Annotated in this window: 9 protein-coding genes and 4 tRNA genes; 3 read left to right on the top strand and 10 right to left on the bottom strand. The window is 48.6% G+C overall.

Going from position 1 to position 14,028, the window contains the following annotated elements; genetic code table 11:
• Positions 1–3 precede the first annotated feature (3 nt).
• Both ACNFVB_RS03490 and ACNFVB_RS03485 read right to left on the bottom strand, forming a co-directional pair.
• Entirely contained in the window at positions 4–1,497 is a 1,494-nt protein-coding gene (locus ACNFVB_RS03490; RefSeq protein WP_430738111.1) for an amidase, read from the bottom strand.
• A 269-nt stretch (positions 1,498–1,766) separates the two neighbouring features.
• Positions 1,767–5,066 (bottom strand): DNA translocase FtsK 4TM domain-containing protein, encoded by a 3,300-nt coding sequence (locus ACNFVB_RS03485; RefSeq protein ID WP_430738110.1) that lies wholly within the window; start codon positions 5,064–5,066, stop codon positions 1,767–1,769.
• A 583-nt stretch (positions 5,067–5,649) separates the two neighbouring features.
• Between ACNFVB_RS03485 and trxB the strand changes: the two genes are divergently transcribed.
• From trxB to ACNFVB_RS03470, 3 genes are read left to right on the top strand one after another with little or no spacing between them, the layout of a single operon-like run.
• A complete protein-coding gene (gene trxB / locus ACNFVB_RS03480) occupies positions 5,650–6,672 on the top strand; it encodes a thioredoxin-disulfide reductase (RefSeq protein WP_430738109.1) in 1,023 nt (340 codons plus the stop codon).
• The gene (gene aat / locus ACNFVB_RS03475; protein WP_430738108.1) at positions 6,673–7,467 is read left to right on the top strand and encodes a leucyl/phenylalanyl-tRNA--protein transferase; all 795 of its coding nucleotides are present in this window, start codon (positions 6,673–6,675) and stop codon (positions 7,465–7,467) included. It abuts the gene before it with no gap.
• Between the two features lie 21 nt (positions 7,468–7,488).
• Entirely contained in the window at positions 7,489–7,926 is a 438-nt protein-coding gene (locus ACNFVB_RS03470; RefSeq protein ID WP_334221950.1) for a MerR family transcriptional regulator, read from the top strand.
• A 70-nt stretch (positions 7,927–7,996) separates the two neighbouring features.
• On the opposite strand, the gene rimI is transcribed toward ACNFVB_RS03470, so the two are convergent.
• The 8 genes from rimI to ACNFVB_RS03430 all read right to left on the bottom strand — a co-directional run bounded on the left by rimI (position 7,997) and on the right by ACNFVB_RS03430 (position 13,976).
• Positions 7,997–8,488, bottom strand: coding sequence for a ribosomal protein S18-alanine N-acetyltransferase (gene rimI, locus ACNFVB_RS03465; protein ID WP_430738107.1), 492 nt, complete (start codon positions 8,486–8,488; stop codon positions 7,997–7,999).
• Positions 8,489–8,608: 120 nt separating this feature from the next.
• Positions 8,609–9,799, bottom strand: a complete 1,191-nt coding sequence (gene tuf, locus ACNFVB_RS03460; RefSeq protein WP_430737622.1) for an elongation factor Tu — start codon at positions 9,797–9,799, stop codon at positions 8,609–8,611.
• A 520-nt stretch (positions 9,800–10,319) separates the two neighbouring features.
• A tRNA-Thr gene (locus ACNFVB_RS03455) sits at positions 10,320–10,394 on the bottom strand.
• A gap of 116 nt (positions 10,395–10,510) precedes the next feature.
• Positions 10,511–10,584 (bottom strand) — tRNA-Gly (locus ACNFVB_RS03450).
• Between the two features lie 80 nt (positions 10,585–10,664).
• Positions 10,665–10,748: transfer RNA gene (locus ACNFVB_RS03445), tRNA-Tyr, on the bottom strand.
• 67 nt (positions 10,749–10,815) lie between these two features.
• Positions 10,816–10,891, bottom strand: a tRNA-Thr gene (locus tag ACNFVB_RS03440).
• Between the two features lie 192 nt (positions 10,892–11,083).
• Positions 11,084–12,580 carry an anthranilate synthase component I family protein gene (locus ACNFVB_RS03435; RefSeq protein ID WP_430738106.1) on the bottom strand — a complete coding sequence of 499 codons (1,497 nt, stop codon included), beginning with the start codon at positions 12,578–12,580 and terminating at the stop codon, positions 11,084–11,086.
• A gap of 250 nt (positions 12,581–12,830) precedes the next feature.
• Positions 12,831–13,976, bottom strand: coding sequence for an FHA domain-containing protein (locus tag ACNFVB_RS03430; protein ID WP_430738105.1), 1,146 nt, complete (start codon positions 13,974–13,976; stop codon positions 12,831–12,833).
• Positions 13,977–14,028 lie beyond the last annotated feature (52 nt).

The raw sequence follows: 14,028 nt of genomic DNA, 5'->3' as shown, positions 1-14,028 counted from the left end.
GAGCTACTTCTCAAACGCTGACTTCGTAAACAGCCCTGCACGCTCCATCTCACCTGCGATACTAAACAACGTCGCCTCATCATTCATCCGTCCGATCAGCTGCATACCAATCGGCAAACCTTTTTTGCTCATGCCTACCGGCAGTGACATCGCGGGCAAACCTGTGACATTAGCTAGTAAGGTAAAAGCCATCTTACTCAGCACAGGCTGGCTCAGCTTTTCTATCATGCCTGAGCTAAAGGCGTATTTCCCCATATCTATGCCTTTATTGAGCAGCTCTGCGCTACGCATCAGCATCTCATCCATACGGCTAGGCGGCAGTACGCCATGCTTGACCGCTGGTGTCGGTACGGTCGGACACAAAATCATATCGTACTCTTCTAGTAATAAGCCTGTCTGATATTGACTGTGATGCCAGCCGTGTTTGGCATGCGCCAAGTCTACCGCTGATAATGAACGACCCAAAAGCGCCATATTGTAGGTTTGTGGCTCTAGTTTTTTGATATGCTGCGACCCAAAATCACGCTCGATATTATCGATGGTAAATGCTGTATGGGCGCACACCACAACCATAAAATCATGCCAAAATTGCTCGATATTGATGTTAGGCTCGGCAGGCACCACGCGATGCCCCATGGTCTCTAACTGCTTGGCAGTTTTTTCAAGGACCGCCAGCACTTCCTTGTCCACCACCGTACCTGCGATCAGTGGCTGCTGATGTAGCGCAATGGTCAGCTGCCGCGGTGCGCGCATCGCAGCCTGCAAAAACGACCCCTCTGGCGGCGCAATGATAAAGGGCGCGCCAATCTCAGCGCCACTGGTGGCATCGAGCATCGCGGCACTATCGCGAACGGAGCGGGTAATCACATGATCGGCGACAGCGCCTTCCCAGCCCTCCCCAAATGTCGGGCCCATGGGGTTACGGCCACGACTAGGCTTTAAGCCAAACGCGCCGCACCACGCCGCAGGAAAGCGTATCGAGCCGCCACCATCACCAGCGCCTGCCATCGGTACAATACCGCTTGCCACCGCCGCTGCACTACCGCCTGAGGAGCCGCCAGCACTGTAGCCTTTTTTAAAGGGATTATGCGTTGCGCCATGCGCCTTGGGCTCGGTGGTGATGATCAACCCAAACTCAGGGGTATTGGTCTTGCCAAAGGTATTGACGCCAGTGGCTTTCATACGCTTGACGATTTCGCTGTCGTCTTTTGAGACAATATTGACACTACGGCTGCCCATCGTGACAGGCTCTCCCTCAAAGCTAAATGACAAATCTTTGAGCAAGTAAGGCACGCCTGTAAACGCGCCTGCCGGTAGGCCTTGTGCCGCTGCGTGATAGGCACGCTCATCAAAACGATGAATGATGGCATTTAGCTTAGGGTTGAGCTTATTGGCTTGATAGATAGCCGCATCCAGCAGCTCTCTTGCGCTGACCTCTCCGGCATTCACCAATGCCGCTAGCGCTATCGCATCATACTGGGTGTATTCTTTAAACATAACCGAGCTTCCTTGTTCTTAAGTTATTTATCACTTTTAGTATATCGGTTTCATCGCTTCAATAGTAACCACCTTATCGACACTGCTGTGTTTACTCCATATCTGATATCTGATGTCTATATATGCAGGGCGGCCTGATCTACTGAATCTATCATGTCATCTATTTTAGGACGGCAAATTTGTACGTTGTGATGGCAAACAACGCTCATAAAAAAAGCGAGCTACTTACTGTAACTCGCTTTTTGTCACTCAATCAAACTCACTGTTCATCACATCAACAGCTCACGCTTGCCGCTTTTGCCCATCGAGCTGACCAGCCCAGCCTCCTCCATGGAGTCAACAATACGAGCGGCGCGGTTATAGCCGATACTAAATTTACGCTGAATACTAGAGGCTGATACTTTGCGCGTTTCCATAATAAAGGCGACTGCCTCATCGTATAAGTCGTCGTCTTCACCCGATGCATTGCCAGTACTACCGCCGCCAGGGCTAGATAGCTCAAAGTTCCCCGCCATGTTGTCAATATAGTCGGGGGCGCCGCGCTCACGCCATGCGTCACAGACACGGTTGACCTCTTCGTCACTGACGTAAGCGCCATGCACACGATCCGGCTCAATCTGGCCTGGCCCTAAAAACAGCATATCGCCGTTGCCCAGCATGTCCTCTGCGCCGCCGCTATCCAAGATGGTACGCGAATCGACCTTTGAATTCACACGGAGGGCGGCTCGCACTGGAATATTGGCTTTGATCAAACCGGTAATGACGTCGACTGACGGACGCTGAGTGGCGAGCATCAAATGAATACCAGCCGCACGTGACTTTTGTGCCAACCGCGTGATCAGCTCTTCGGCCTGTTTACCGACCTGCATAATCATATCAGCAAACTCATCTGCGACAATCACAATCATCGGTAATGTCTTGAGCTTAGGCGCTTGGCTCATACTGACGCTGTCGTTGGGTCGCCATAGCGGATCGATGATAGGCTTGCCTGCTTTTTCGGCGGCGACGACTTTTTTGTTAAATTCGCCCAGCTTACGTACCTTCAGCAGGCTCATGAGCTGATAGCGGCGCTCCATCTCCGCCACGCACCACGAGAGACTACTGGCCGCTTCAGTCATGTCAGTGACCACTGGCGTCAGTAGATGCGGGATATCATTGTAGTTGGCAAGCTCAAGCTGCTTTGGGTCAATCAAAATCAGGCGCAGCTCATTGGGGGTATATTTGAGGAGCATGGACAGTAGCATGGAGTTGACCAGTACCGACTTACCAGAGCCTGTGGTGCCGGCGACCAACATGTGTGGCGCCCGTGCAAGATCGGTGATGATCGGATTGCCACCGATATCTTTACCCATCGCCATGCTAACCTGCGCTTTAGGGTCTTTGTATGTTTCCGTATTAAGCAGCTCAATCAGACGCACCATTTCGCGTTTTTTATTGGGTACTTCGATACCGATATAAGGCTTGCCTGGGATCACCTCGACCACACGCAAAGACGCCATCGATAGCGAGCGCGCCAAATCTCGCGAGATACCCGTGACTTTACTGGCTTTGACGCCTGGTGCCAACTCGACTTCAAAGCGGGTCACCACCGGCCCTGGTATGGCATTCACCACGCTTGCTTTGACATTGAACTCCTGCAGCTTAATCTCTAATAACTCAGACAACTGCTCAAGCTCTGCGGCGGTATAGCTGGGCTTACGCTCAGGGTCTGGCTTGTCCAAGATAGACATCTCAGGTATCGGCGTGAGGCTATTACGATATGCCGCTGTTTGCATTGAGCGTGACTTTTTACTAAATGCGGCATCATCACTGATATCTGGCATGACGGCTGCAACTGTCTCTGCATCATCATCTGGCATCATATCGGTGATATGATTGCTACTATCTCCCTCTGGTACCGCAAAGCTCACCGCAGGCTTGGTAGATGTTTCTGGTGTCAGGGCCGCCACTGTTGGTGCTTGTTTGGGGTTGGCAGGCGGCGTGTTGGTCGGGGTCATATCCGCGGTATCTGCGGTAGCGGTAGCGACCTCTGAGGTAGGCTCTACAGCAGAGGGTTGCGTGGTAGACTCCGAGCTGAACGAAGGCTCGACAGGCTCTACCTCTGAGCTATGTGATACGTTTGCTTCTCTTGCCTCTGCCGCTGGTCTACCAGCTGCCGAACTCTCCATAGATACGGAGCTGGGCGCGGCAGCATCTGACGTCGATTCCTTATATACGACGTCATCGACTGCTGCAGTAGCAGGAGTGAGCGTCTCTGCGTGTTCTGCCAACCATGCCTCAGCCAAGGTATCGACATCGTCAGTTGCCGTACCATCAGTATCGGGAGTCTCTATAGCTGACGTCACAGAGGTCGCCTCATTATCTAGCGTTTCATTACTATTGTCATAAGAGGCGGATACGGTAAATGCAGCCTCAAAGATATCGTCGGTCGTATCTGCCATATAGCTATCGCCATTAACATAGCTATCACCAGCAACAAAGCTACCATCAGTATGGTAGTGCGCCTGCTCGCTGGCCAATAAATCATCCACCGTGCTCGCATCATTCCATGCAAAGCTTGGCTCTACTTTGCGAGTCATCACAGGGGTGGCCGTCGCCGCGGCTGCATCGCTGGCACTGACCGCGCCACTTTTGGCAGCGGCTACGGGGCTTTGCGGCTCGGCGCTCGACTGCGTCGGCATGGCAGGCGGCGCTACGCTGTCAGGCGATGTAGTCGCTTTTGCAGCTTGTGTCGCGGCAGCCACCGAGGCTTTGACACTATCAGCCAGTCCTGATGTGGTCAAAAACTCGGACAACACATTGCCAAATCGGCCACTTTTATCCGCAAACTGTGCGCCATCCGTAGCATCAGCAGTGGGCAGTTCTAATGCTAGCTGCTCGTGCTCTGATGCTGCTGGTGTTTTGAGCGCCTGTTGGTCATCACTATACCCAGCAGCGCTGTACTGCTTGCCCGCTTGATCATCAGCAGCGGGCGCCTCTTTGTTTTTGACCCCTGAGCCAAGCCAAGCCAGCGTGGTGATTTTTTGATAAATGCTCAGCCAGTGAATATTAAACGCAAAGGTTGCAGTGATGGTGACAAACACGGTCAAAAACACCACACTCCCCCACTGCGATAATAGCTGCGCCAAACGAGCTTGAAGCTCAAGGCCGATGATACCGCCCGCCACGCCTTCTAGTTCAGTGGCCACAGGATCTGTAACCTGCTGCACCAGCGCGACCAATTGAGCAAACAGCGCACTGGCACTTAATAACAAAAACACATAAGCGACCAAGCGCATCAGCCAAAATGTTGGCTTATTGTCCCACCAAATCAAGATGGACTCATAGACCATAAACGCCAGTAGCCACCACGCGCCAAAACCAAAAAACCGATACAGCAAATCTGACAACCATGCACCAGTTTTACCGCCCATGTTGTTGATCGTGGTCATATCGCTGCTGATATGCGACCAGCTAGGGTCATTACCCGTATACGTCATCAAAATGACAAACAGATAAACGGTCAGTATTAACCCAAGCAGGGTAAATATTCCTTTTTTTAAATACTCAATTAGCGGTGCTGATATCACGTAAGATCTGCCTTGTTAATAATACTAAATGGTCGCCAACCCATGATTAACGCTAACCATGCTGGCATAAAGTGCTGACATAAACGGTACCGATCAACCTGTACCAAGATACCAAGCGCAGCGGCAATAGCTACTTGTATAAAACAATTATAAGCGCGGTTATCAAAATAGATGACAAGATTACTTAGCCCTTACTGCGCTTGGCATAACTTCTTATAATAACAAATACATAGGGACAGTGGCGACAGTCTTCTTAAGAAAATAAAACAATACACCTTTATCATCACCATTACATCGGATTTGATAAAGACTTGGCCGATTAGCGTCTACCTTTAGCGCCCTAAAATTCAAGGGTTTGATGCTTTGATTGTAATGATACCCATGTTTGCTTTAGCAAACTTGCACTTTTTGCCAATTGCCCTTATGTTATTATCACATAGCAATTAGAAGAAGCATATTTGTAGTCATTTTTGATATTCGTCTTTTATTATATTTATAACTTACATTTTTAATTCGTATATTTTTAATTCGTATATTTTTAATTCGTATATTTTTAATTCGTATATTTAGCAAGGAACAACTCATGGCAACTGACACTACTGCCCCACGTCACGAAAAGCTCATTATTTTAGGCTCAGGCCCTGCCGGTTATGCCGCGGCTGTCTATGCTGCGCGCGCTAACCTAAAGCCTGTCATGATCACGGGTATGGAAGTTGGCGGACAGCTGACTACCACCACAGAAGTTGATAACTGGCCAGGAGATGCGTACGATTTGACAGGTCCTGCGTTGATGGAACGTATGAAGACACATGCCGAGCGTTTCGGTACCGAGTTGGTCTATGATCATATCAATGACGTCAATCTAAACGAACGTCCGTTTCAATTGACGGGCAACAATGGCAGCTACACGTGTGATGCGCTTATCATCTCAACGGGCGCTTCGGCGCAGTATTTGGGCTTGGAGTCAGAGACCAAATTTAGAGGTCTTGGCGTATCTGCTTGTGCTACTTGTGATGGTTTCTTTTATAAAGACCAAAAAGTCGCGGTCATCGGCGGCGGCAATACCGCGGTCGAAGAAGCCTTATACCTATCAAACATCGCCTCTGAGGTGACTTTGGTGCATCGCCGCGACAGCTTGCGCTCCGAGAAAATCCTGCAAGACAAGCTGTTTGAAAAAGCCAAAAACGGTAATATCAAAATTGAGTGGAACCATCAAGTCAAAGAAGTGGTTGGTGACGACATGGGTGTCAATGGGGTGTTGATCGAATCTACCGTCGATGGCAGCACCAAAACCCTAGATGTCATGGGTATGTTTGTGGCGATTGGTCATAAGCCAAATACCGACTTGTTCAAAGGTCAGCTAGCTATGAAAGACGGCTATCTTATCGTCAATAGCGGCCTAAATGGTAACGCCACCCAGACCAGTGTCGAAGGGGTATTTGCGGCAGGTGATGTCGCCGATCACGTCTATCGTCAAGCCATTACCTCAGCAGGTACCGGCTGTATGGCCGCCCTTGATGCAGAAAAATATCTCGATGCCATCGGTGAGGCAGATGCTTCTGACCATACCTACGCCTCGACATTGACTGCTGATAAAGAAGCCTAAATGAGTCATCTTTGGCAACAAAACCATAATCCCATCACGCCTGAGACCCTAAAAAGTCTTGGGCGTTATGACTTTCCCGACCCTACCACCATCGACCCTGATGGCATCGGCATCGTGGCGCTGGGTGGTGATTTGGCCTCCGAGACGCTCATCTCTGCTTATGCGCAGGGGCTGTTTCCTTGGTTTAATGAAGACGAGCCTATCGCGTGGTGGTGTCCTGAGCCGCGCTGCGTCATGGTGCCGGCTGAGTATATACCTAGTAAGTCATTGCGCCGTCAGGCCAAAAAAGAACGCTGGCAACTCACCCTCAATCAAGCTTTTGACGAAGTCATCCATGCTTGTAGCTTACCGCGTAACAATGGCCTGCCTGAAGGCGAGCATACTTGGATTCATCAAGAGATGATCGACGCTTATGGCAAGCTACACGCCCAAGGCTTTGCTCATAGTATCGAAGTTTGGGATGAACAAGGCACGCTCGTTGGCGGTCTATATGGTCTAAAGCTAGGCGGTATTTATTTTGGAGAATCGATGTTTCACCGTGCGTCAAACGCATCCAAGATGGCGTTTTGGGGTTTAATGCGTTTATGCGAGCAAAGTCAGGTCGCACTGGTCGATTGCCAATTGCCAAACGAGCACCTCATGAGCTTGGGCGCCACCACCTTACCTCGTGCTGACTTTTTGCATCAGTTAGATGGCTTGCTCGTAAGTGGTGATGAGCATTGGCACAGTGACTCCCACCAACCGCTAGCAGTCTCGCTGCTTGATACACCACACCCTTGGCAAAGCGGCAAATAGCGCCCCACTTTTGAGATTATTATGGCACTTGATACCTCATTTTTGTTAATTGGAAAACTGGCTGCCAAAGCCAATACCACCAAAGACACGGTGCGTCACTATGACCAGCTAGGCCTACTCAGATCGCGCAAACGTCAGGCAGGCTCACGGCTATATACTGAGTTTCATCCTGAATGTGTTGAACGTATTGAGCTCATAAAAAGCGCGCAAGCTATCGGTTTTACGCTCACCGAAATCAGAGACAGCCTCAATGATTATTATGATGGCCAATTAGACATCGACCTACAATTACTCCTCACACAGCAAAAACTGGCACAAGTAAAAAAACAACAAGCCAATATCAATGTCATGGTTGAGCTGCTCACCGAGCGCATTGAGGTGCTTGAGCGCATGAGAGCAGATAGTGACTACAAACCCAACGTCGACGTTTGCAAAAGAAAACCTCCCGCAGACCTATAAGGTTGCACAGCTGTATTGTTAAACAAGTGCATTACATATCATCTACCCATCATTTAAAATCATGAACCAATCATTTAAAATCACGATAAGTCAGCTGCATGATTAAGGCATCGACAGCTGGCTTCTGGGCTAGCTGGTAATAGTTTTTACGCTGATGGATCATCTCAAAGCCTTGCTGCTTATATAACGCAATCGCAGGCGCGTTGTCCGCTCGCACCTCTAATAGCAGGCTTTCTACTTGTTTATCTCTCAGCGCTAAGTGTAACTGCGCAAAAATTTGCGACGCAAGCCCGCGGCGCTGATAATTAGGATGAGTGCCAATGCGTAAAATCTCTGATTGTTCAAAGACGCTTTGATATAGGCAGTAACCTTGCACGGCTGCAGCCGACTCTGCTGACTCATAAGCGATCAGCAGATGGACACTGTCTTGCTCAAACAAATCAATCATCGCCTGATACGACCACGCATCCTGCGGTTGGACGATAGACTCGATAGCAGCTACCGCTTGCACCACTTCCCTAAAGTCTTGAGTATCTTTTGACAAAATTTGTATTACAGTCATGCCGCCCCCTTTCCAATAAACCCCATAACACCTATAAGCACCCAAAAAAAAGCCACCCTATAAAGGATGGCTTTTCACTACTCAATACTCGGTGTCAGCTTGCGCTGAGATCAGTATCGCTTAGTCTTTTACGTTAGCTACTACACCAGCACCTACAGTACGGCCACCTTCACGGATAGCGAAACGTAGGCCTTTGTCCATAGCGATTGGGTGGATAAGCTCTACGCTCATCTCAACGTTGTCACCAGGCATGACCATTTCTGTACCGTCTTGTAATTGGATTGCACCAGTTACGTCAGTGGTACGGAAGTAGAACTGTGGACGATAGCCGTTTAGGAACGGAGTATGACGACCACCTTCTTCTTTTGATAGTACGTATACTTCGGCGTCGAAGTTGGTGTGTGGGGTGATTGAACCTGGCTTGGCTAGTACTTGGCCACGTTGGACTTCTTCACGCTTGGTACCACGGAGTAGTACGCCACAGTTTTCGCCTGCACGACCTTCGTCTAGCAGTTTGCGGAACATCTCAACACCAGTACAGGTGGTTTTTTGGGTGTCTTTGATACCGACGATTTCGATTTCGTCACCAACTTTTACGATACCTGATTCAACACGGCCAGTTACAACGGTACCACGACCTGAGATTGAGAATACGTCTTCGATTGGCATTAGGAATGCTTTGTCGATGTCACGCTCTGGCTCTGGGATGTAGGTGTCTAGGGTGTTTAGTAGTTCTACGACTGCTGGTTCGCCGTATTTGCCGTCGTCGCCTTTTAGGGCTTGGGTGGCACTACCTTTCATGATTGGGGTGTCGTCGCCTGGGAAGTCGTAGTCGTTTAGGAGTTCACGTACTTCCATTTCGACGAGCTCTAGCAATTCTTCGTCGTCTACTAGGTCACATTTGTTCATGAAGACGATGATGTATGGTACGCCTACCTGACGTGATAGCAAGATGTGCTCACGAGTCTGTGGCATTGGGCCGTCAGTTGCTGATACGACTAGGATTGCGCCGTCCATTTGTGCGGCACCAGTGATCATGTTTTTGACATAATCGGCGTGACCTGGGCAGTCAACGTGGGCGTAGTGACGGGTGTCGGTGTCATACTCTACGTGTGAGGTGTTGATGGTGATGCCACGTGCTTTTTCTTCTGGGGCTGAGTCAATTGACGCGTAGTCTTTGGCTTCGCCGCCTGAGGTTTTTGCTGCTACGGTTGCGATAGCGGCGGTTAGGGTTGTTTTACCGTGGTCAACGTGTCCGATGGTGCCGACGTTGACGTGTGGCTTGTTGCGTTCAAACTTGGCCTTTGCCATGGGTAATTCCTCTTTTTTTGGTGAATCTTTATCAATAAAAGATCAGTGAATAGCTGTTTGACGGCTTCTGATGCATATTCAACCATCAAACCGTTGACGCTATGGCTTAACTACTAAAACGACCTTGCTTAACATCTTATCGCAAACACAAGACTCTTCATTTGCCTCTAAACACGGTACGTTTCAATGCTTTATTCAAACTTGTTTTTATTCAAGCTTATTTTTGATTACACTTATATATTTGGTTATTATACTTGCTTTTTGCGCGATTGCCCATCATCCACGGTATCGCGATATGGCGGTTACGTTACGATATCTTACGAGTCCCTAACCAATCTACCAGCTGAAGCTTTACTGCTTTGTTAACCAATTGACAGCACTAAAAGGCAACACCTCAGTGTCACCTTTGAATTATAATCTGCCACACTAATTTTATAGTTTTCAATATTCTATAATTTCGATATTGACGTAAAGCTGTGTATTAAAGCTCAAAGCAAACACAAAAAGCTAAAACAATAAATGGAGCTCATATCGAGAATTGAACTCGAGACCTCTCCCTTACCAAGGGAGTGCTCTACCGCTGAGCTATATGAGCATATTTTTAATAACTACAGCAGAAATCTGTAGATTTACTAAAAAAAATATCACGATGCAGCGATGATAACTGACTGTCGTGATGTATTATTGGTAGTCTTTGCTATGGTGTATAAATGGAGCGGGTGGCGGGAATCGAACCCGCGTCATTAGCTTGGAAGGCTAAGGTGTTACCATTATACCACACCCGCAATTACTCTTGTTTTGGCTGACTCTAATAAAGAGTCTATCATAATAAGAGCTTGCTTGGCGCTATGACAAACTTAAAATATGGTGGTGGGAGAAGGATTCGAACCTTCGAAGCTTTCGCGACAGATTTACAGTCTGTTGGGTTTGACCGCTCCCCAATCCCACCTTAGGGTGCTTTGAACAAAAATGACTTTAAAACAAGACAATTTTATAAAAAGCGACTTTGAAAGAGATGGTGCCGACTGCCGGGATCGAACTGGCGACCTACTGATTACAAGTCAGTTGCTCTACCAACTGAGCTAAGTCGGCTTGTTCTCTCAAAGTGGTGGCTATTCTATCAAATATTTTGAGAGACGCAAGCCCTTTTTTATTTTTTTTGCGATTAATTTCACATTAATTGTCAAGCGGTTGATTATGTTGCTGTTTTTTTTGGCCATAAGACCGCTTTTATCGCAGTCATAGCATTTGTGCTTGTTTTACCGTTCGCTGTAAGCCTAGCCGTTAGCGAATACGTAATCCATTACAGGCCATTTTTACGGCTTTTATCAGTATTTGGGCTTTTTGGTTGGTCTCCTCCCACATCGCGTCTGCAGTAGCACTGTCATTCACACTTGCGCCTACTTGGATATGTATCTTGCCGCGGCGCATCACTGCTGTGCGCACCGCTATCGCGGTGTCCATATTGCCATGCCAGCCCAAATAACCAACGCAGCCGCCAAAGACGCTACGACGCACCGGCTCAATCTCATCGAGGATTTGCATCGCGCGGATTTTGGGTGTACCTGACAGTGAGCCTGCAGGAAAAGTGGCACACAGTACATCGAGCGCATCTTTGTCAGCAGTTATCGCACCCTCAACATGAGAGGCCATCTGCATCACTTGCGAATAACGCTCGACAGCCATTTTTTGGCTGACCTCAACGCTGCCATCTTCACAGACGCGGCTAAGATCATCACGTGCTAAGTCAACGAGCTTGCAGTGCTCGGCGACCGCTTGCTGGTCAGCGAGCAGCGCCGTCTCAAGTGCTAAATCGGCGGCGGCATCTTGGCCACGTTTGCGCGTGCCTGCCAGCGGGCGCACACTGACACGGCCATCCTCTACGCGAGATAGCATCTCAGGAGAGGCACCGATGATATCAAAACGTTTGTGATCATCTAACGTGTAGCCATGCACTAAAAACAAATACGGCGATGGGTTTAAAAATCGCAGCGCACGATACACTGCCAGCGAGTTGCCTTTATAATCCGCGGTCAGGCGCTGGGCTGGCACCACTTGCTGCACATCCCCTGTCATAATGTAGTCTTTGATTTTATTGACATCCGTACTGTATTTATCCATGCCAGTATGCGATTTAAACTTAGGTGTGGGCATGATAGGGGCGTACAAGCTTGGCATCTCTGTCAGCTTGTCTTCTATTTTTTCTAGCTCGCGAATGGCATGGCTATAGCCGTCATCGCTTCTGCAGTCAGCATAGACGATGATAGATAGGATATTTTCTAGCCTATCAAAGACTATCACATTCATCGATAGCATGAGCCACATATCAGGCATGGTCATTGGGTTGGGCGCTTTACACTCTCCCATACTCGGCTCGATCACCCGTACCATATCGTAGCCGAAATACCCAACCAGACCACCGCTAAAGCTCGGCAGTGCCGGCATGTCTGTTGAAGTTGGCATTTGATACTCTGCCATCAGGGTACGAATATACTCAAATGGTTGGTCTACCATCTCCACGTCGATATGATCATTTTTTTTGACCGTCATTGCCCCATCTATATATTGCACGATCAGATCACCACCCAGACCAATCATCGAATACCGTGCCCAACGCTCACCGCCTGCCACCGACTCAAACAAGTAGGCCGAACCGCTCAAATCACGTACTTTGGAAAACACCGAGACTGGCGTTTGGGCATCCATCAAGCGTTTTTTTATCAGTGGCGCATGGCTAAAACCACGGTCTTGAAAAGCTTGATATTCTTCAAAGGTCATCATAATGAAACTCTCTTAGCAAACGCCTGGCAAAAGATAAGAACAGTAAAAACGATAGTCACAATACAAATGCAAGATAGCGTCAACACTCTACTGAATGTTGACGCTATAAAAATGGCAGATTGGTGGCTTATTTTATTATCAGTGGCATAGTAAGGATAACTGGTAGCCGCTAATTATATCAAAGCCCGCTGGGGTTATAGCGGCTCAAACGGACTGGCCAGTACTATATTAAAATGAAACGCCATTAAAATTAAGCGCCGCCCATATTAAACAACCATAACGCCAACCCGATAATCAAAATTGCAATAAATACCCATACAAACCAGCCGCCGCTGGACTTTTTCTCTACTTGGCCAGCATTGGCAGGATTATTGATGGCTTGCTCCATGGCATTATTGCCTTCGGTACCAAGGTCGCGCTCCTGACCGAGATTGGCAGTTCCTGAAAACTGAGCGGTCGCCGCTTGCTTGGCGCGCAGCACCTCAGGATCCGCTTCTTCTTGTAGCGCAGTTTTGGTGGTTTTGTCATGCTCAGGACTTTGGCGTTCGGCTATGGGTGCTTCGGCTTTTGGCTCTTTTACTATTGGTTCTTCAACGACTGGATCTTTAGTGGCCGGCTCGTTAACGACTGGCTCTTCGACTACTGGTTTTTCGACTACTGGCGTTGCAGCGACTTGTTCTTTGGCTACTGGCTCTGCCGCAACAGTTTCTTGAGGTTCATTTTGAGCTGGCGTAGGGGCAATAATATCTTCTTCTACAGGAGCGGCGGACATAGCAGCCTCGCCTGCACTAGCCGCGAGCACCTCCTCGACGATCGTTTCTTTTACCACTGGCTCTGGCGTAGCTTCTACTGAAACTGTCTCACTAGGTGGTGCAGGTCTTGCTGGGATCGTTTCTTCAACAGCGGCAGGTGGCAGTGATGACTCTGTTGCCGACTGCTTCGATGGCGTGCTAGTGCTCTCTAGATCTTCTTGCACTGAGCCTACTATCTCTTCTGGCTCTTTTGCTTTCGGCTCTTTGGTGGCTGGATCAATGGCTCTTGACTCTATATCCTCGGCAGCTAAAGCCATTACTTGAAACTCAAAGCTAGCAAAGCCAAGCTTATCGTCGGCGTTCAGTTGAACCGTTTTATTCGCCTCAATACGCTTATTATTAACAAAGGTTCCGTTAGAGGAGTCTAAGTCTTTGACATAAAGCTCAGTATCCAGCACGCTCAGTACTGCATGGTTGCGTGACACCGCTTTACTGCCTAGCACCACATCATTGTCGCTGCCACGGCCAATCGAGAGGCTGTCTGTGACGGTCAATGTCAAATCGCCCAACGCTTCGGTTAGGGCATTGAGACGCCAATTGTCTGCATCTGCGGTGGTATGTGCATTATCTGTATGGTTCATCATGCTATGACTCCTTATTTTTTCTATTAATTTTCAAACGATTTTAAGCAAATTA

Origin of the sequence: Psychrobacter sp. VH5 (genome assembly GCF_050572635.1) — a bacterium.
Classification (GTDB): Bacteria; Pseudomonadota; Gammaproteobacteria; order Pseudomonadales; family Moraxellaceae; genus Psychrobacter; species Psychrobacter celer.
This window is presented reverse-complemented; position numbering and strand designations above follow the sequence as displayed.

Coding starts and splice junctions, on each gene's coding strand:
- ACNFVB_RS03490 (WP_430738111.1), bottom strand. CDS start 1,497: ATGTTTAAAGAATACACCCAGTATGATGCGATAGCGCTAGCGGCATTG.
- trxB (WP_430738109.1), top strand. CDS start 5,650: ATGGCAACTGACACTACTGCCCCACGTCACGAAAAGCTCATTATTTTA.
- aat (WP_430738108.1), top strand. CDS start 6,673: ATGAGTCATCTTTGGCAACAAAACCATAATCCCATCACGCCTGAGACC.
- ACNFVB_RS03470 (WP_334221950.1), top strand. CDS start 7,489: ATGGCACTTGATACCTCATTTTTGTTAATTGGAAAACTGGCTGCCAAA.
- rimI (WP_430738107.1), bottom strand. CDS start 8,488: ATGACTGTAATACAAATTTTGTCAAAAGATACTCAAGACTTTAGGGAA.
- tuf (WP_430737622.1), bottom strand. CDS start 9,799: ATGGCAAAGGCCAAGTTTGAACGCAACAAGCCACACGTCAACGTCGGC.
- ACNFVB_RS03435 (WP_430738106.1), bottom strand. CDS start 12,580: ATGATGACCTTTGAAGAATATCAAGCTTTTCAAGACCGTGGTTTTAGC.
- ACNFVB_RS03430 (WP_430738105.1), bottom strand. CDS start 13,976: ATGATGAACCATACAGATAATGCACATACCACCGCAGATGCAGACAAT.